The sequence below is a fragment of the Corynebacterium suranareeae genome (assembly GCF_002355155.1).
In the GTDB taxonomy this organism is placed as follows: Bacteria; Actinomycetota; Actinomycetes; order Mycobacteriales; family Mycobacteriaceae; genus Corynebacterium; species Corynebacterium suranareeae.
Map to the genome: position 1 here is coordinate 568048 of NZ_AP017369.1, position 18204 is coordinate 586251.

At 54.5% G+C, this 18204-nt stretch carries 16 protein-coding genes; 10 read left to right on the top strand and 6 right to left on the bottom strand.

Translation table 11 applies throughout. From position 1 onward, the window contains the following. Positions 1 to 7 precede the first annotated feature (7 nt). Both N24_RS02715 and N24_RS02720 read right to left on the bottom strand, forming a co-directional pair. A complete protein-coding gene (locus N24_RS02715) occupies positions 8 to 2254 on the bottom strand; it encodes a heavy metal translocating P-type ATPase (RefSeq protein WP_096454112.1) in 2247 nt (748 codons plus the stop codon). 58 nt (positions 2255 to 2312) lie between these two features. Beyond that, complete coding sequence (locus tag N24_RS02720; protein ID WP_096454114.1) at positions 2313 to 2771, bottom strand: hypothetical protein; 459 nt, start codon at positions 2769 to 2771, stop codon at positions 2313 to 2315. Positions 2772 to 3047: 276 nt separating this feature from the next. Between N24_RS02720 and N24_RS02725 the strand changes: the two genes are divergently transcribed. The 6 genes from N24_RS02725 (at position 3048) to N24_RS02750 (ending at position 9756) form a co-directional block, all read left to right on the top strand. Beyond that, on the top strand, positions 3048 to 4916 hold the full coding sequence (locus tag N24_RS02725; protein WP_096459633.1) for an HtaA domain-containing protein: 1869 nt from the start codon (positions 3048 to 3050) through the stop codon (positions 4914 to 4916). An 8-nt stretch (positions 4917 to 4924) separates the two neighbouring features. Next, on the top strand, positions 4925 to 6004 hold the full coding sequence (locus N24_RS02730) for a heme/hemin ABC transporter substrate-binding protein (protein WP_096454116.1): 1080 nt from the start codon (positions 4925 to 4927) through the stop codon (positions 6002 to 6004). Next, entirely contained in the window at positions 6005 to 7081 is a 1077-nt protein-coding gene (locus N24_RS02735) for a FecCD family ABC transporter permease (RefSeq protein ID WP_096454118.1), read from the top strand. Next, positions 7082 to 7897, top strand: coding sequence for a heme ABC transporter ATP-binding protein (locus tag N24_RS02740; RefSeq protein ID WP_096454120.1), 816 nt, complete (start codon positions 7082 to 7084; stop codon positions 7895 to 7897). It begins immediately after the preceding gene. 116 nt (positions 7898 to 8013) lie between these two features. Next, positions 8014 to 8892, top strand: a complete 879-nt coding sequence (locus N24_RS02745) for an HtaA domain-containing protein (RefSeq protein ID WP_096454122.1) — start codon at positions 8014 to 8016, stop codon at positions 8890 to 8892. Beyond that, positions 8893 to 9756, top strand: coding sequence for an HtaA domain-containing protein (locus tag N24_RS02750; protein WP_096454124.1), 864 nt, complete (start codon positions 8893 to 8895; stop codon positions 9754 to 9756). Between the two features lie 105 nt (positions 9757 to 9861). On the opposite strand, the gene N24_RS02755 is transcribed toward N24_RS02750, so the two are convergent. The 3 genes from N24_RS02755 to N24_RS02765 all read right to left on the bottom strand — a co-directional run bounded on the left by N24_RS02755 (position 9862) and on the right by N24_RS02765 (position 12310). After that, entirely contained in the window at positions 9862 to 10668 is an 807-nt protein-coding gene (locus N24_RS02755) for an LmeA family phospholipid-binding protein (RefSeq protein ID WP_096454126.1), read from the bottom strand. Positions 10669 to 10990: 322 nt separating this feature from the next. After that, positions 10991 to 11806, bottom strand: coding sequence for a methyltransferase domain-containing protein (locus N24_RS02760; RefSeq protein WP_096454128.1), 816 nt, complete (start codon positions 11804 to 11806; stop codon positions 10991 to 10993). After that, positions 11807 to 12310, bottom strand: coding sequence for a DUF2505 domain-containing protein (locus N24_RS02765; RefSeq protein WP_096454130.1), 504 nt, complete (start codon positions 12308 to 12310; stop codon positions 11807 to 11809). It lies immediately after the preceding gene. Positions 12311 to 12334: 24 nt separating this feature from the next. Between N24_RS02765 and N24_RS02770 the strand changes: the two genes are divergently transcribed. Both N24_RS02770 and N24_RS02775 read left to right on the top strand, forming a co-directional pair. Beyond that, positions 12335 to 13441, top strand: coding sequence for a UDP-N-acetylmuramate dehydrogenase (locus N24_RS02770; protein ID WP_096454132.1), 1107 nt, complete (start codon positions 12335 to 12337; stop codon positions 13439 to 13441). Next, positions 13434 to 14081 (top strand): DUF1801 domain-containing protein, encoded by a 648-nt coding sequence (locus N24_RS02775; protein WP_096454134.1) that lies wholly within the window; start codon positions 13434 to 13436, stop codon positions 14079 to 14081. The genes N24_RS02770 and N24_RS02775 overlap by 8 nt, the downstream gene beginning before the upstream one ends. Before the next feature lie 275 nt (positions 14082 to 14356). Here N24_RS02775 and N24_RS02780 read toward each other — a convergent pair whose 3' ends face one another. Then, positions 14357 to 16063, bottom strand: coding sequence for a long-chain-fatty-acid--CoA ligase (locus N24_RS02780; RefSeq protein ID WP_096454136.1), 1707 nt, complete (start codon positions 16061 to 16063; stop codon positions 14357 to 14359). Positions 16064 to 16152: 89 nt separating this feature from the next. On the opposite strand from N24_RS02780, the gene mshA reads away from it, so the two are divergent. Both mshA and N24_RS02790 read left to right on the top strand, forming a co-directional pair. Further along, positions 16153 to 17433, top strand: coding sequence for a D-inositol-3-phosphate glycosyltransferase (mshA, locus tag N24_RS02785; RefSeq protein ID WP_096454138.1), 1281 nt, complete (start codon positions 16153 to 16155; stop codon positions 17431 to 17433). Between the two features lie 18 nt (positions 17434 to 17451). Continuing rightward, positions 17452 to 18198 carry a phosphoglyceromutase gene (locus tag N24_RS02790; RefSeq protein WP_096454140.1) on the top strand — a complete coding sequence of 249 codons (747 nt, stop codon included), beginning with the start codon at positions 17452 to 17454 and terminating at the stop codon, positions 18196 to 18198. Positions 18199 to 18204: the final 6 nt, after the last annotated feature.

Here is an 18204-nt window from a genome sequence, read left to right on the forward strand (position 1 = left end):
TGTGCTCCTAGGAAGTTGTGAATCCTCGCAGTCGCAAGGAGTTTGTGACGACAAATACTGAGCTGAAGGCCATGGCGATGCCGGCGAGCATGGGGTTGAGGAGGCCTACGGCAGCTACTGGGATTAGTGCAACATTGTAGGCGAAGGCCCAGAAGAGGTTGCCTTTGATGGTGCCAAGGGTTTTGCGGGAGAGGCGGATGGCGTCGACGGCGGAGCGGAGGTCGTTGTTCATTAGGGTGATGTCGGAGGCTTCGATGGCTACGTCGGTGCCGGCTCCCATTGCTAGGCCAAGGTCGGCTTGGGCTAGGGCTGCGGCATCGTTGACGCCGTCGCCGACCATCGCTACGTTTTTGCCCTCGGCTTGGAGTTTTTCGATGTTGTGGACTTTTTCATCGGGGAGGACGTTGGCGATGACGGTGTCAATTCCCACTTCTGCCGCCACGGCTTTAGCTGCGCCTTCGTTGTCTCCGGTGAGCAGGATTGGGGTGAGGCCTAATCCTGTCAGGCCACGAATGGCTTCGGCGGAGGTGTCTTTGACGGTGTCGCGGACGGTGATGATTCCGGAATCTACGCCATCCACCGTGACGACCACTGGGGTGCCGCCGATTGCTTGGGCGTGTTGATAGGGGTGGAGGAGGGCGTCGATAAGCGTGCTTGAAGGCTTGCCGACGCGCACCTCGTGTCCGCTGACCACGCCAGTGACGCCCTGCCCGGCGGTATTTTTAAAGTTTGTGACCGCTTCGTGGTCGGTTGAATTGGCGATTGCTTGGGCGATGGGGTGTTCGGAGGCGGATTCGACGGCGGCGGCGAATTTCAGGATTTCGGTTTCGGTGTAGTTGATGGCGGTGACGTCGGTGACGGACATGACGCCGGTGGTGACGGTGCCGGTTTTATCAAGTACGATCGTGTCCACTTTCTTAGTGGATTCTAAGATTTCGGGGCCTTTGATGAGCAGGCCTAGTTGTGCGCCACGACCGGTTCCGACTAGTAGCGCGGTTGGGGTGGCGAGGCCGAGCGCGCAGGGGCAGGCGATGATGAGGACGGCGACCGCGGCAGTGAATGCGGGGGCGAGTCCGGCGTCGGTGAACACGACATGCGCGATCAAAGTTAGTACTGCAACGACGATGACAACGGGAACGAATACCTGTGAGATTCGATCAACTAACCGCTGGACAGGAGCTTTTTTCGATTGCGCATCCGTGACCAATTTAGCCATTTGTGCAAGCGTTGTATCGGCGCCGATTCGGGTTACTTTCACCATGATTCGGCCGGATGTGTTCAGCGTTGCGCCGGTAACTTTGGAGCCTTTTGTGACTTCGACGGGGATGGATTCGCCGGTGAGCATGGACTCGTCGACGGCAGAAGAGCCCTCAATGACTTCGCCGTCGGTGGCGATTTTCTCGCCGGGGCGGGTGATAAAAACGTCTCCTAATTTAAGCTGACTCACAGGAACGCGAACTTCCGCATTATCCCGGAGAACCACGGCATCCTTGGCTCCCATGTCCAAAAGTTTGCGCAACGCTTCGGAGGATTGGCCTTTTGCTTTGGTTTCAAACCAGCGTCCAAGCAGTAGGAATGTGATCACGACCGCGACGGTTTCGAGATAAATTTCATCCATCGTGGAGTTGGACGGCAGCAGGTGCATTTCCATTTTCATGCCCGGGTGCCCTGCGTTTCCTAAAAATAGCGCCCACAGTGACCATAAATATGCAGCCGAGGTTCCAAGTGAAACCAAGGTGTCCATGGTGAAGGATCCGTGTTTGAGATTTGTCCACGTTGCTTTGTGGAATGGTGCGCCTCCCCAGAAGAAAACGGGGGTGACCAAAGTAAGTACAGCCCACTGCCAATTGTTAAATTGCAGCGCCGGAATCATGCTGAGCAACACGATCGGGACTGACAACAATCCTGAGACGATCACGCGGTGTTTAAGGTCGGCGGCCTCGAGGTCGCGGGCGGTGTCGATGCGGGATTGGCCTGCATCTCCGCCGGAATCTTCCTGCGTATCCTCCCCCGAATCCAAAGCCATCGTAAAAGCCCCATAACCTGCACCTTCGACAGTTTGAATCAGCTTTTCAGTATCAACTTTTGCTGGGTCGTAGCTGATCTGCGCGGATTCGGTTGCGTAGTTGACGGTTGCTTCAACGCCGTCGAGTTTGTTGAGTTTGCGCTCGACGCGGGCGGAGCAGGAGGTGCAGGTCATGCCGGTGACGCCGAGGTCAATGTCAACGAGATTCAGTGCGGATGGTTGAGCCATTGTGGATCGCTCCTTCGGTGGACTGTGTACACAGCCCACCTTATACCCCTAGGGGGTATTACTCAAGCTCTTCTTCCTTAACCTTTCGCGCAAACATTCCAGGTGTAAACCAGGTCAAGACCACCGCAATTATCGCCGCCACGATAGGTCCCCAGGCTGCGTCGACAAAGCGCAACATCACTAAGCTCACCACGGCAATGATCACCCAAATCAACGGTACAAAAAGTGATGTTCGACTACTTTGTGTGATTTCTTCCTCAATCCACTCCTCTTGAGGGAACCGTGCGCGCGCTTCTCGACGAATCCTCCGCGCCGTTTTCGATGCCGGCACGACCGTAGCAAACAGGACCAAAACGAGCCCCACACCTGTGATAATTAAGTCACCAGAAGCCGCGCCAAAAGCTAGCGTACCTGCAGCAACACATGCCGCGAGGCGTTCGCCAACAGTGACTGGAATGGGGGTTGATGGATCAACGTCTGGGTACAGATTTGGAAAAGCTACATTGTGAAAAGTCATGGTGGTATCTCGAGGTCTAGGTCAATCGGAAATAGGCCGGGGCTATTGGGGGAGGGGAATCAATCTTTTGGCGGGTTCTAAAATTAACAAGGTTTAAGTTAGCATAGCCTTAACTTCATTTATGCGTTGAATTTCTTGAAGTGGGCAAACTCGATACAAAGAGATGATGGCTTGATCTAAGGCGGGTCTTAGAGCCAAGGCATCGTTTTCTTTATGTCATGGGGCCTTGAAGAGATGTTCAACTCAAGAGAATTGTGGAAAAGGACACTGCTGTTCATGGAACTTGCACCTCGTACGCGGATGAGGGGCCACAAGACTGTCGCGGCCCTCGCTTCACTGGCATTGGTTATAGGGTTTGGTTCGGTACCAATTGCTCAGGCTCAAACTGAGTACCGAACCGCCTCCGGAGGCTCCCTCAATTGGGGGTTCAAACAGTCTTTCCGAAACTATATCCAAACCGGCGTGGCCAAGGGGTCGATCTCGCTTGGCGATGGCGCGCAGGATAACGGCGGAAACTTTGCCTTTTCCCCACGTGAAAATGGCACAACCGTAACCAGTGATTCTGAAGGTACCGTGGAGTTCAACGGTTCCGTGCACTTCCTTGGACACCAAGCTAATGATCAGTGGATTTTGGACACCACCATGTCTGATATCAAGCTGGTGATCAATGGTTCTTCCGCGCAGTTGAAGGTGGATTTGGTTGCCCGTGAATTCAAGGGCACCACTTATGAAGAAATCGGTGATTACATTGTCTCTGATGACATTGTTCTAGCCGATGTTTCCTTAAGCTCCCCAGCTGATTTCTCCCAAGACACCATTGACCTGACTGGTACCACCTCCTTGACCGCAGCAGGCGCTGAGGCCTTCGGCGGTTTCTACGACACCGGTGAAACCCTGGACCCAACCGGCGGTAGTTTGACCATCACCAGCACCACCACGGCACCTAGCTCTGGTTCAGGTTCTGGATCTGCATCAACTTCTGGTGGCAGCGGCACCGCTGACTGTTCCTCCGGCGCCCTTGGAGTTGTTACCACCGGCACCAATGATGGCATGCTCGGCACAATCCAGGAAGTAAACAACACGTTTGCGATCTGGAACAACCTGCTGGTTAACACCGAGCGCATGTTCTGCAACGTGGATACCCTAAAGGAACGTTTCGCTCCTGCAGAAACCGCAAGCCAGACCACCGGAACTACTTCTGGAACTTCCGGAACCACTGCAACTACTGCAACCACCACTTCTGGAACTACCACTGCAGGAACCGCTGCAACACCTTCCGGCACCACCGGAACTTCTGGAACCGCAGGCACTGCTAACACCGCATCTGCTGCTCAGGCTGTCACCAATGCACCTAGCGATAACAGCGTGTGCACCGCTTCCGGTTCTTTGGGTGTTACCCAGGCTGCAGCGCAGTGGGGCGTGAAGGCGTCCTTCCAGAACTACATTCGCGGATCAATCGCTAAAGGTTCTTGGACTCTTAACGGTGTTGGATTTGATAATCAGCAGTTCCAATTCTCGGGAAACTCAGGTGCTGTTGATGCGGAGAACCAGTCTGGAAGCATCAACTTCCCAGGTTCCATCCACTTCACCGGTCACGGCGGAATTTTAGATATGCAGATCGCTAACATTGAGATCAGCTTCAGCGGAAACACTGGCGAACTGATTGCCGATGTCGTTTCCTCTGACATGGAAGGCAATTCCACCAACTACGGCCGCACCGTGGTGGGTACCTTGAACTTCTCTAGCCTCAACGTTTCCGCAACCGAGGCTTCCGGCGCAGCGTCCGTTTCCCTGTCCCAGTCCGGTTCCCAGGCGTTCGCTGATTTCTACACCCCAGGCACCCAGCTGGATCCAATCAGCTTCAGCGCCACCCTCGGTGGAGACGCCAGCTGTGACACGGGCTCCGGATCCACTGGCACTGGTCCAGCGTCCACCAGCAACGCAGCCACTGGCACCACCGACGCTGCAGCTGGTGAAGAAAGCACCACCCCTGCTAATCAAAACAGCCAGTTCCAGATCCGCCAGGCCGGCGCAGAATCCACTGGCCTTGATACCACCACCACATTTTTGCTCATCCTCGCGGCTTTCGTTGTCGCAGGTGGCTCCATGACTCGCTTCACCGTCGGTAACCCGACTGGAAAATAAGGTTTCACATGAAATTCGCTTTTCGACGCACCCTCACCGCCGCAGTCCTTGCTGCCAGCATGGCCTTAACGGCCTGCGCCAGCTGGGATTCCCCTACGGCATCATCCAACAGTGATCTGATCGATGAAATTCAATCCAGTTCCACTTCGACAGATCCACACACCTTTACCGGCCTTAGCCTGGTGGAAGACATCGGCGACGTTGTCCCTGTCACCGATAATCCATCACCTGCGCTGCCAGTGTCTTTGACTGATGCTGATGGCCACGATGTGGTGGTAGAAGATGTTTCCCGCATTTTGCCGTTGGATCTGTACGGTACTTACTCCAAGACCATCGCAGGCCTTGGCTTGGTGGACAATATTGTTGGCCGAACTGTTAGTTCCACCGAACCTGCCTTGGCTAATGCTGAAGTTGTCACCACCGGTGGACACACCCTAAACGCCGAGGCAATCCTCAACCTGCATCCCACCTTGGTGATCATCGACCACTCCATCGGCCCACGCGAAGTCATCGAACAAATCCGTGCGGCCGGTGTACCAACCGTGATCATGTCACCACAGCGTTCCATCGCATCAATTGGTGATGACATCCGCGATATCGCATCCGTGGTTGGCCTTCCTGAAGAAGGGGAGAAGCTTGCGGAGCGCTCTGTTGCAGAAGTTGAAGAAGCCCGTACGGTTGTCGATGAACTCACCCCAGAAGATCCACTGAAGATGGTCTTCCTCTACGCCCGTGGAACCGGTGGCGTGTTCTTCATCCTGGGTGATGCTTACGGTGGACGCGATCTAATCGAAGGCCTCGGCGGCGTCGACATGGCAGCTGAAAAGGGCATCATGGATCTAGCCCCTGCAAACGCAGAAGCACTTGCTGAGCTCAACCCTGATGTGTTCGTGATGATGTCCGAAGGCCTGGTATCTACAGGTGGTATTGAAGGACTGATGGAACGACCCGGAATTGCACAAACAACAGCGGGACAAAAACAACGTGTTCTTGCCCTCCCCGATGGTCAATCATTGGCTTTCGGTGCCCAAACAGGTGAGTTGTTGCTTCGCGCATCCCGCGCATTGTATGTGCAGGACGGCGAGTAAATGGTTGTGAGGGAAGTAGACGTCGAAAAGCAAAAAACCACCGTCGTGCCTGGGGCGATCGCTAAGCGTCGGACCGTGCGCATCGCGTTGTTTATTGCGCTGGGCATCATCGTGGTCGTGGCGTCCGTGTGGTCGATTCTGGTCGGCCAATACACCATCCCGATTCGTGATCTACCTTCGATTTTGACCGCCGGACCCGTCGGCGCACAGTCGATGGAAGAGCAAGTTGTGTGGCAAATTCGTGTGCCGCGCATCGTGCTGGGACTGCTCGTCGGCGGCGCGTTAGGTGTCGCGGGTGCGCTGCTGCAGGCAGTATTTTCCAACCCGCTGGCGGAACCATCCATCATCGGTGTGACAGCTGGTGCCGGCGTCGGTGCGTCTGCGGTTATCGTGTTCAACCTGACATTCCTGGGCACCTCAACCGTCGCTGTCGGCGCATTTATTACCGCCGTGATCACGACCGTGTTGGTGTATCAGCTAGCCAGAAGCCGCGGACGCGTGCAGGTGATCAACCTGATTCTCACCGGTATCGCCATCAACGCGGTGTCCGGCGCGCTGACCTCGTTTTTCATTTACATTGCGCCAACGAGCTCCCGTGAAGAAATTATTTTCTGGCAGATGGGCTCCCTCAACGGCTCGCAATGGGCGCACGTGAATGTGGTGTTCGTGATCGTTGCCATCGGCCTGATCGCAGCTTTTGGGCTGGGTAAACAGCTTGACGTCCTAGCACTTGGCGAAAGCGCAGCCGGACACGTTGGCCTCAATGTGAAAAGGCTCCGCATCATCGCGATCGCAGTATCCACACTTCTTACCGCCGGTGCCGTGGCATACGCAGGATTGATCAGCTTCGTTGGCTTGATCATCCCGCACCTGCTTCGCACCGTCACAGGACCCGCCAATAAAATCCTCGTGCCAGCGTCAGCCCTTGGCGGCGCAGCCTTGATCAGCGTCTCTGACATCCTCGCCAGAACGCTTATCCCATACGCTGATCTGCCCATCGGTATTTTCACAGCGGTGGTCGGCGGCCCAACATTCTTTATCCTGTTGCGCCGAATGATGAAAAAGGGTGTGCACTAAATGCCAATCGTTTCATTAGACAACGTCACTGTCGCGATCGAAGGCAAAAAGCTTCTCGACGCCGTCTCCCTCAACGCTTATCCCGGCGAGGTCCTAGGACTCATCGGGCCCAACGGTGCCGGAAAATCCACTTTATTAAGCGTGCTCTCAGGTGATCGGATTCCTGATTCCGGTGTCGTAAACGTTGGCGGATTAGACCCCGCAACAGCGGCGTCATCCGACATGGCTAGAGTGCGAGCCGTCATGCTTCAAGACGTTAACGTGGCGTTCTCCTTCCTCGTGTGGGATGTCGTGGAAATGGGTAGGCGACCATGGCAAAAGATGTCCACGCCTGAACAAGACCACGAAATCATCGAAGCGGCCCTCGCTGCAACCTCGGTATCGCACCTTGCCGAACGTGAAATCACCACACTGTCCGGCGGTGAGCGAGCACGTGTGGCCCTATCCCGTGTCCTTGCTCAGCAAACCCCCATTGTGCTGCTGGACGAACCAACAGCAGCGATGGACATTAGCCACCAAGAACAAACTCTAGGTACCGCACGAGCGCTAGCAGCCGCTGGGGCAGCAGTGATTGTGGTTTTGCATGATCTCAATGCAGCTGCCGCCTATTGCGACAGCATTGTGTGTCTAAGTCAGGGTCGAGTAATTGCCTCCGGTTCCGTTGATGAGGTGTACTCCACGGAAACTTTGTCCCGTGTTTATGGTTGGCCGATCAGGGTCGATCATAGTGGAAAATATGTTCGAGTGGAGCCGGATCGCTCGACCGTAGAGATTTCGCCTGCTCTTCGTGTTAAAAGTGCAATTTCTGCAACTTAAGCACAGGGAAAAATAAGGGAACCCTACCCTCATGGGGGTAGGGTTCTTCCATTTTTTCCAGCTTAGGATAAGCTAATCTACGTTTTGTTGTGCTATCGAACTGGAGAGCAAAGAAAATGAACAAGTTTGCCACCCGTGCACTCGTTGCTTTGTCGGGATCTGCAATTGCCATGACTGGCCTGACCGTTGTATCCGCAAACGCCGCTGAGGAAACCGGCGAGTGCCGCGTTGTCACCACCGGTACCGCTGACTGGTCAGTGCGTGAATCTTTCAACAACTACCTTGAAGGCCCAATCGCTAACGGTCCTGCCTACAAGTACCACGGTGGCATCGAGGTCCGTGACGGTGTAGAAACCACCGGCACGAAGTCAGCTCGCGAGTTCACTTGGCCAGTACTTGGCAGCGAAGAGGGCGAAGTTAACCTCGGTGGCGGCGTGCACTGGACCGGTCACAACCACTACAACGGCGATGACGAGTCCCAGGCTGCGGACAACTTCATCCTGGACCTTGACTTCTCCAACCCAACCGTCAAGTTCGATGGCAACCAGGGAACCTTGCTGGTGGACTACAAGTCCCGTGAGTTCATTGATACCAAGACCGTCGCTGACTTCCTCACCGGAACTCAGGCAGAGCTGGCAACCATCACCTTCGATGCGCCAATCGACCTAACTCAGGAAAGTGTCACCGTCACCGGTCAGACCGCGCTGACTGAAACTGGTGTCGATGTCATGGGTACCTTCTACCCAGAAGGTGAAGCACTTGCTCCAATCACCTTGAACCTCACCAATGAGGTTGTTTGTGACGCACCTGAAGAGCCAGAAGAGCCAACTGATCCTGAAGAGCCAACCGATCCTGAAGAGCCAGGCGAGCCAAGCAACGGCAGCAGCAACGGTGGCATCCTCGGAATCCTGGGAATCCTTGCAGCACTGGGTGGCGTTGGCGCAGTTGTGTACAACTACCTGGTCTCCACCGGAGTTATTGCAGCGTTCAAGTAAATGAATCGCTTTTCTAACGCCTTATTAGCAGCCTCTGTCGCGGGGGCTGCTTTGGCCATTCCAGCAGCAACCGCGACTGCAGCAGAAGATGCTGTATGTTCCTACACTGGTCAGGTAGATTGGAACGTCCGTGATTCCTTCAACAGCTACCTTTTGGGAAATATCGCTAATGGCAGTGCCTACAAGCATAAGGGCGGACTGGATGTTCGGGACGGCGTCCAAACTGACGGACATGCCCGCACCCCGAGCTTAAGCTGGCCTGTTGATTCAGTGACCCCAACAGAGGTCTCTACCACAGGTGGGGTGCACTGGACTGGGCACAACCTGTACAACGGCGACGATGTCACTCAGGTACCAGACAACTTCACTTTGGATCTAGACTTCTCCAACGTGACGGTCGAAGTCGATGGCACTTCGGGTCGATTGTTGGTGGATTACGTCTCCAGGGAATACATCGACACTAAGACTCTTGGTGATTTCCAATCGGGTGAACAAGCTGAGCTGGGCACTATTTCCTTTGCCAAAGCCCCTGATTTCACCTTAAGTTCCGTTAACGTCACAGGTGATGTGTCGTTGACTGCTGCGGGTGTCAGTGTTTTCGGTGGCTTCTATGGTTCAGGGGAGCAGTTGGCTCCTTTGACACTGAATCTGACTGCACTAGATGGATGTGGAACCACTCCAGATCCAGAAGAGCCAGAAGAACCAGGCAACCCCATCGAGCCGGACCCTGCAGGATCATCTACTGATGTAAGCAGCAGTAACTTTACTGATCTTCTCACTCAGGTGCTCTCCATTGGTTCCATGATCGGAATGGTGGGCTTGATAGGCACCATCATCAACTACTTCATTCAAAGCTTCGTTTAAAAATGATGGTTGATAGAGTTCGTTAACTCACTGATCAAATAATAATGTCGTTGCCCTCCAAGTGATTGGAAGGCAACGACATTCTATTTAGGGGGGCAGCTTAACCTACTGGACTGATTCCAACGTCTGGACGTTAATCTTCTCACCAGTCAAAGTGACGTTGATGCCACCGTCTGCAACGTCGATGGTTTGGATCTGTAGGCCGCCGGCTACTTCTTGGATGGAAGACTGCACAGCGTCGGTAAGCATTTGGCTTACTTCATCCGGAAGCCCGAATCCGAACAGTTGGGAATCTATCACCTCAAAGGCGAGCTGGCCGTTGAGGATGATGGGGCGAAGTGAGGCACGTGCTGCGCCGTCGGTGAATTCCACATCAACTGATTGGTTTTCAGCGTTGGAGGTGACATCGGTGATCTTCACTAGTTCCTGGATCAGTTGAGATGCCAGACCTGCAGATTCGCCGTTTCCAGCAGCAGCTTGGGACATTTGTTGCTGGACAGTTGCCAGGATGAAATCATCAGGGGCGAAGGTTGTCAGAGTGAGGTGATCGGCAACGGGATTGTTGCGGTCACTGATATCTAAGTCCTGTAACTGCACGGTTGCTTCGGGGGTGCCGTCGATGGTGGGGACATCGCCTTGGTTGGTGATGTTTAAGGTGTCTGGGGTGTTGATTGTGACTTCACTGATGTTGCCTTGAACAATGCCCAAGAGCAATGGGGAAGCGCCGAAGCTGATGGAAGGTTCTTCCGTCGCGGAGATTCCTTGGTTGGAAGCTTGCGCTTGGAATTCATCCTTCAGTTGCTTGCCGATCATATAACGCAGCCCAAACTCTGCCACCAGTACGAGAAGTAGCAGAATCACCACGATGGTGAGTAGGACTTTGGGTAACGCAGATTTTTTTGATTTAGCCACGTAAACCAGTGTCCCTCATTGCTGTGGTGTTGGAAAGTTGCAAACCGGCAAAAACACCTAAAAGCTTCCTGAGAGCTAAAAAGGGAGCTAAAAAGGAAACCTCCTTATGCGCCGTTTAAGCGATCGAATTTCTCAGCCATACATTTGTACCACCCGGTGTGGAAAAGGCTCTTAGAAGCGATTCTGGAAGGGCACTTTTTCAAAGTACCAAGTGAGATTTCACGCAATGCCGAAAGAAACCAAACACACGTGCCAAAGATTCCTGAAAAGCCAAAATTTTGTCATGTCAGTCCGGTTTGTAGAAATCCCTAACCCCCAAAACCTAAGGCGCCACGATCTCCCACGGCACTGTCAGTAAACTATCGCCCACACGTCGCCTTGATACTGTGATGGGCCAACCTTGGTCGATGAGCATGGCGCGCGCTTTTTCCCAGCGTACGCGTGGTCCGTAGGGTTCCCATCCGGCGCAGTGGTCCCAGGCAAGGTCTGCGGCGGACAATAAAGAGTGGATTTTTTCACCGGGCACGTTGCGGTGGATAAGGATTTTTGGGAGTCGTTCTGCCACATCAGATGGTGTGGAAATTCCCCAGGGGTCCCAGGCGAGGGTGAGTTCTTGTGGGCCGTCGGAATTAAGGGTGATCCAGGTGCATCGTTTGCCGATTTCATCGCAGGTGCCTTCGAAAAACAGGCCACCAGGAGCTAATCGGGAGGTGACGGTGTCCCAGGCTGCTTCAACTTGGTCGACGTCGTATTGGCGGAGCACGTTGAAGGCTCGCACGAGTTGGGGTTGGTATCCGGCTAGTTCAAATCCGCCGAGTTCAAAGGACACGCCTTGTTGGGGTTTGAGGACTCGTTCGGGGTTGATTTCTAGGCCGATGACGCGTATGTCGGGTGCTAGGCGGTGGAGCCATCGTCCCCATTCGACGGTGGTGGTGTGGCTGGCGCCGTAGCCGACGTCTAAGGCGAGGGAGGAGGCGTCGAGAAGCGTTTTTATTTTGGGGTGGTGAAAGCACCACCGATCGAAGCGCCTGAGGCGATTTACACCGGTGGTGCCGCGGGTGATCACGCCGATTGGCTTCTGCTTTCCGTTTGCGTTTAGGCGGAAAGAGGCGCGCAGATTGTGGGCGTGATCAGCCATTTAGAGGTTCTCGGAGATCCACTTTTCGGTGAGAGCGCCTTCGTTTGCGAAGAGCTCGCCAAGTGCATCCGCAACCTTTGGCTCGATTGCAGGGCCCATGAATGGGATGTTCACGGAAACTTCGTTGCTGTAGTCGAAGGTGGTGGAAGCGTCGTCGCCGTTGATTGCGATGGTGCCCTTGAAATCAACAGGGGTGCCCTTGACGTCTGCGTTGTATTCGACGGTTGCTGCGTTGTTGGTGAGCGCAGGAACGTTGAGTACTCGCTTGACTTTGAGTGCCTGGCTGATCATTGCGCGCACTGCCTCTGGGAGGACCTCGAGTGGGAGGACTTCAAAAAGGGTTGCGGTTGCGCCGCCGTCAGCTGCGGTGAACTCGTTGACTTCGCCCGCTTCGGGGGAGAGGTTTGCTGCGATGTATGCCCAATAAGCTTCGGTGGTGAGTGCTTCGTGCACCTTGCCCACGGGCTGATTGATCGTAATGGTGTTTTCTGTACGCGTTGCCATGAGGATAAGACTACCGTTAGTAGGGTGTTGGATTCATCGCTAGCCCAGGAAATCGCCGCGATCGACGGCGTCGAACTCGATTCAGATGTCACTTTCGCCGATCTGACGACCCTACGCATCGGCGGAAAACCCCGCGCGGCCGTACGTTGCCAGACCACGCAGGCGCTGGTCAGCGCCATAAAATTGCTTGACGACGCCTCCCTCCCCCTCCTCATCGTCGGCGGTGGGTCTAACCTTGTGGTTGCTGATGGCGAACTCGATGTCATTGCCGTGATTATCGAAACCGATGACGTCTCCTTAAACCTTTCCACCGGCTTACTTACCGCCGATGCAGGCGCTGTTTGGGACGATGTTGTCCAACTTTCGGTGGATGCTGGCCTTGGTGGAATTGAATGCCTCTCCGGAATCCCAGGCTCCGCCGGTGCCACCCCCGTCCAAAACGTCGGCGCCTACGGAACGGAAGTGTCCGATGTGCTCACCCGCGTCCAGCTTCTCGATCGCACCACCCACCAAACCTCCTGGGTTGATGCCTCTGAACTTGAGCTGTCCTACCGCTATTCAAATCTCAAATTCACCAACCGTGCAGTCGTATTGGCGATCGAACTCCAATTACTCACCGATGGATTGTCCGCGCCGCTGCGGTTTGGTGAGTTGGGGCGTCGATTAGCAATTTCCAAGGACGAGCCCCACCCACGACGACCCGTCCGCATCGTCCGCGACACCGTGCTTGAGCTGCGCCGCACAAAAGGCATGGTCATCGAGCACACCGACCACGACACCTGGTCCGCCGGCTCGTTTTTCACCAACCCGATCGTCGACCCAGCCGTGGCAGACGCGGTTTTCGACACCGTCGGCGAACCCACCATGCCCCGTTTCCCCGCAGACAACGGCAAAGAGAAACTCTCCGCAGCCTGGCTCATCGAACGCGCAGGTTTCAAAAAAGGCCACCCAGGTAATGGAGCAAAAGCCTCTTTGAGCACCAAGCACACCCTCGCGCTGACCAACAGAGGCGACGCCACCGCCGCCGACCTCGTTGCATTAGCCAAAGGAATCCGCGACGGCGTCTTCAAAGCCTTTGGGGTAACCCTTGTTCCCGAACCCGTGTGGATTGGACTGAGCATCGATGACTAAATTCTCCGAAATTCCCGGCACCGCAACCCCTTTGCACAGAGCATTGGAAGGCGCTGGCTACCCGGACTTGGAATCCCTCAACGGCGTCCCTTACAAAACCCTTATCGCGTTACATGGTGTGGGAAAAACTGGGCTTGGCAGAATCCAGGTAGCTTTGGAATCTCGTGGCCTTTCATTAGGGGAAGAAACCAAAGGAGCTACCATCACCGCAGGTCACACTGGAAAAGTGGCCTCGGATATCAAAACTCACATCACGGATGTTGACCCTGTGGCCTATGTGGATGGGTTAGAGGGCAGGCGGGTTGCTCATGGGCATTTGCTGTTGTCGATTTTCGGCAGAGTTACCGGCGCGGAACCTAAAATGTGGGGACCTTCCATGATTGGATACGGCGAAGTCCACTATGTTTCCCACACAGGTAGGGAAGGGGATTGGTTCCAGTGCGGTTTCAGTCCCGCGAAAGCGAAAATTTCCCTGTATGGCCTGAAAGACACTCCGGGTGGTGAGGAATTGTTGCAGAAACTTGGAAAGTACACCGAAGGTAAGGGATGTGTGTACATCAATAAGCCGGAGGACATCGATCTGGAGGTTTTGGAGGCCATGATCGCCGAGTCATGGGCTGGGCAAAATCTAACCCCTTAAAGGGCGTGCCAATTCACCATTTTTCAGCACTTACTCTCCAGAAATGGTGAATCCGCACGATTTTGAGGCCTAAAAGTGTGCCAATTCAACATTTTCCAGTGCTTCCCCTACAAAAATGGTGAATCCTAACCATAGGTCCTGTCTGAATTCACACCAGTCCCACTGGCCCCAAAAAGAAAACCCCTCAGAATCGCTTCTAAGGGGCTAACTAACGTTCAGCCAAGCAAGTACCTATTTAAAGGATTCAACCTCTTAAATGGGCGCTCACAAAGAATTTACTTGCCAAGCTTCTTTAACAACTCCGCCTGCACTTCCCGGCGCCTAATCTTGCCCATCTGATCCCTTGGCATCTCCTCAAAGTGGTAGAAAGTGCGCGGAACTTTGTATCGGGTGAGGTTTTCGCGGGCGAATTCCTTTAAACCATCAGGATCTAACGCAGCGCCTTCTTTTAAGGTGATGGCAGCTACGACATTTTCAGAACCGTCTTCGCGGGGGATGCCAACGACTGCGGAATCTTCAATATCGGGGTGCTCCGCCAGGACTTCTTCAACTTCTGCGGGGTACACGTTGAAACCACCGGTGATGATGACTTCCTTGATGCGGGCAACGAGGCGGATGAAGCCATCTTCTTCCATTACTCCGACGTCACCTGTGCGGTACCACTCGCCGTGGAAACTGTTCTTGGTGGCTTCTTCCTGGTTGAGGTAGCCCTTGAACACCTGTGGGCCTTTAATGAGGACTTCGCCCTCAGTGCCGTCTGGCATGGTTTCGTCGAGGTTTTCTGGGTTGGCGATGCGCACAATGGTGTCGGGGAATGGGATTCCAACGTAGCCTTGGCGGCGGTGATCGCTCATTGGGTTGCCGACGATAATCGGGGAGGTTTCGGTAAGTCCGTACCCTTCAACGAGGCGGCCACCGGTGTGCTTTTCCCAGCGTTCAACGGTGCGCTGTGAAAGAGTGGATGCGCCAGAAAAAGCGTTGCGAACTCCCTTGATGGGAATACCTTCGGATTCGGAGGCGTCGACGATTTTTTCATACAACGTGGGCACACCCGGAAGCCAGGTGGGGGTGTGTTTTTTCATCACGTTCATGATGAGGTCGATGCGTGGGGTTGGCAGCAGCACCATTTCTCCGCCGATGAACACAGAAAGAGTACCCACCATGGTTAGTCCGTATGCGTGGAACATGGGAAGTGCTGCCAGCATGCGTTCTGGCTTGTCACCTAAACCTGGCACCCAGTTTTTTCCTTGCAGAAGGTTGGAAAAGAGGTTGCCGTGGGTTAGTTGTGCACCTTTGGGGCGACCGGTGGTTCCGGAGGTGTAGAGAATCAGTGCAACAGACTCTTTGGTGACGGTTGGTTCTGAAACAACATCTTCGCCTTCGCCTCCCATTGCTGCGCTGGTGAGTGTTTCAAAGGGGACGGTGTTTGGTGCAGCTCCGGAGAGTGCTTCGCGGCTTTTGCGCAGTGCCGGGATGGGAAGTTTCAACGCAAGGCGCTGGATGGGTGGCATCGCGTTGATCATGTTGACGGACACGATGGTTTCCAACTGGGTTTGTCCACGGAGTTTTTCCACGGTTGGAGATGCTTTGTCCCACACGATGGCTACACGCGCGCCGTGATCTTTGAATGGTTCAAGCAGTTCGTGGGCGGTGTAGAGCGGGTTGTGTTCAATAACCACAGCACCGAGTTTGAGTACTGCATAAAACGCCGCGATGTGTTGGGGGCAGTTGGGAAGAATGATGGCTACGTGATCGCCGGGGCGGACACCTAGGGCGCGTAAACCTGCGGCAGTTTTGCGGACTTCTTTGTCCAGCTCTGCGTAGGTTTGGGTGCGCCCAAAAAAGTAGGTGGCTGGTTTATCAGCGTTGATAGCTAGGTTGTTGTCATAAACGTCTAGCAAGGTGGTGTCGCCGTATTCCAATGTATGTGGCGTCCATTCTGGGTAATGCTGGAGCCAAGCTTTGGTTTCGTATGCTGACATGGTGTCCCTTCAACTGCGTTTACTTTAGTGCCTTTTAGTATATAGAGACACCACGCCGCCCACGTCTATGTGCGATCTAGAATGTGGATATGCGCGTAGCAATGATTTCCATGCATACCTCTCCGTTGCAGCAGCCGGGGATTGGTGATTCGGGCGGAATGAATGTTTATATTCTTTCCACTGCAACTGAGCTGGCAAAACAGGGGGTAGAGGTAGATATTTATACTCGTGCCACCAGGCCGTCGCAGGGGGAGATCGTGCAGGTGGCTGATAATTTGCAAGTTATTAATATCGCTGCCGGCCCGTATGAGGGGTTGTCTAAAGAGGAATTACCTACGCAGTTGGCGGCGTTTGCGGGTGGAATGTTGTCGTTTACGCGCCGGGAGAAGGTTTCTTATGATTTGATTCATTCCCATTATTGGCTTTCTGGCCAGGTGGGGTGGTTGATGCGGGATTTGTGGCGGATCCCGCTTATTCATACGGCGCACACGTTGGCGGCTGTGAAGAATTCTTATCGCGATGATGCTGATACTCCGGAGTCGGAGGCGCGGCGTATTTGTGAGCAGCAGTTGGTGGATAATGCCGATGTGTTGGCGGTGAATACGCAGGAAGAGATGCAGGATTTGATGCATCACTATGATGCGGAGCCAGATCGGATTTCGGTGGTGTCTCCTGGGGCGGATATTGAGCTGTACAGCCCTGGAAATGATCGCGCGACGGAGCGATCGCGCCGTGAGTTGGGCATTCCGCTGCATGCCAAAGTGGTGGCGTTTGTGGGAAGGCTGCAGCCGTTTAAGGGCCCGCAGGTGCTGATCAAGGCGGTTGCGGAGTTGTTTGAGCGCGATCCGGAAAGAAATTTGAGGGTGTTGATTTGTGGTGGCCCTTCTGGTCCGAATGCTTCACCGGATACGTATAGGAATTTGGCGCAGGAACTGGGCGTCGAAAAGCGTATTCGCTTTTTAGACCCGCGCCCCCCGAGCGAGCTAGTGACCATTTATCGCGCGGCAGACATCGTGGCCGTGCCAAGTTTTAATGAATCTTTCGGCCTTGTCGCCATGGAGGCTCAAGCCAGCGGCACGCCCGTCATAGCGGCCCGGGTTGGCGGGCTGCCTATAGCGGTCGCGGAGGGCGAGACGGGATTGCTTGTCGACGGCCACTCCCCGCACACCTGGGCCGACGCGCTGGCAACCCTGTTGGATGATGATGAAACGCGCATCAGAATGGGCGAAGACGCCGTAGAACACGCACGAACTTTCTCCTGGGCAGCTACCGCGGCGCAGCTATCGTCGCTGTACAACGAGGCAATTGCCAACGAAAATGTGGATGGTGAAACCCATCACGGGCAAGTAAACGCGCGTCCTGGAACATAAAATGGCAAACTAGTATCTATGACTAACGGAAAACTGATTCTTCTTCGTCACGGTCAGAGCGAATGGAACGCATCCAACCAGTTCACTGGATGGGTCGACGTCAATCTGACCGCACAGGGTGAGGCCGAGGCCAAGCGTGGTGGCGAACTTCTCGTAGAGGCCGGCGTCCTCCCCAGCGTTGTTTACACCTCACTGCTGCGTCGCGCGATCCGCACCGCAAATATTTCACTTGATGCAGCGGACCGCCACTGGATCCCAGTCATCCGCGATTGGCGTTTGAACGAGCGCCACTACGGTGCTCTGCAGGGCTTGGACAAGGCTGAGACCAAGGAAAAGTACGGCGATGACCAGTTCATGGAATGGCGTCGTTCTTATGACACCCCACCACCAGAGCTTGCAGATGACGCAGAGTACTCCCAGGCTAATGACCCTCGTTACGCGGACCTTGATGTAGTTCCACGCACCGAGTGCCTCAAGGACGTTGTGGTTCGTTTCGTTCCTTACTTCGAGGAAGAAATCCTGCCACGCGCCAAGAAGGGCGAAACTGTTCTTATCGCAGCTCACGGCAACTCCCTGCGCGCATTGGTCAAGCACCTTGATGGCATTTCCGACGCCGATATCGCCGAGCTGAATATCCCAACCGGTATTCCACTGGTGTATGAAATCGCAGAAGATGGTTCTGTGGTTAACCCAGGTGGCACCTACCTCGATCCAGAGGCAGCCGCAGCAGGTGCAGCAGCAGTAGCAAACCAGGGTAATAAGTAGTTATTT

Coding starts and splice junctions, on each gene's coding strand:
- N24_RS02750 (WP_096454124.1), top strand. CDS start 8,893: ATGAATCGCTTTTCTAACGCCTTATTAGCAGCCTCTGTCGCGGGGGCT.
- N24_RS02735 (WP_096454118.1), top strand. CDS start 6,005: ATGGTTGTGAGGGAAGTAGACGTCGAAAAGCAAAAAACCACCGTCGTG.
- N24_RS02715 (WP_096454112.1), bottom strand. CDS start 2,254: ATGGCTCAACCATCCGCACTGAATCTCGTTGACATTGACCTCGGCGTC.
- N24_RS02765 (WP_096454130.1), bottom strand. CDS start 12,310: ATGGCAACGCGTACAGAAAACACCATTACGATCAATCAGCCCGTGGGC.
- N24_RS02790 (WP_096454140.1), top strand. CDS start 17,452: ATGACTAACGGAAAACTGATTCTTCTTCGTCACGGTCAGAGCGAATGG.
- N24_RS02725 (WP_096459633.1), top strand. CDS start 3,048: ATGGAACTTGCACCTCGTACGCGGATGAGGGGCCACAAGACTGTCGCG.
- N24_RS02775 (WP_096454134.1), top strand. CDS start 13,434: ATGACTAAATTCTCCGAAATTCCCGGCACCGCAACCCCTTTGCACAGA.
- N24_RS02780 (WP_096454136.1), bottom strand. CDS start 16,063: ATGTCAGCATACGAAACCAAAGCTTGGCTCCAGCATTACCCAGAATGG.
- N24_RS02740 (WP_096454120.1), top strand. CDS start 7,082: ATGCCAATCGTTTCATTAGACAACGTCACTGTCGCGATCGAAGGCAAA.
- mshA (WP_096454138.1), top strand. CDS start 16,153: ATGCGCGTAGCAATGATTTCCATGCATACCTCTCCGTTGCAGCAGCCG.
- N24_RS02760 (WP_096454128.1), bottom strand. CDS start 11,806: ATGGCTGATCACGCCCACAATCTGCGCGCCTCTTTCCGCCTAAACGCA.
- N24_RS02745 (WP_096454122.1), top strand. CDS start 8,014: ATGAACAAGTTTGCCACCCGTGCACTCGTTGCTTTGTCGGGATCTGCA.
- N24_RS02730 (WP_096454116.1), top strand. CDS start 4,925: ATGAAATTCGCTTTTCGACGCACCCTCACCGCCGCAGTCCTTGCTGCC.
- N24_RS02720 (WP_096454114.1), bottom strand. CDS start 2,771: ATGACTTTTCACAATGTAGCTTTTCCAAATCTGTACCCAGACGTTGAT.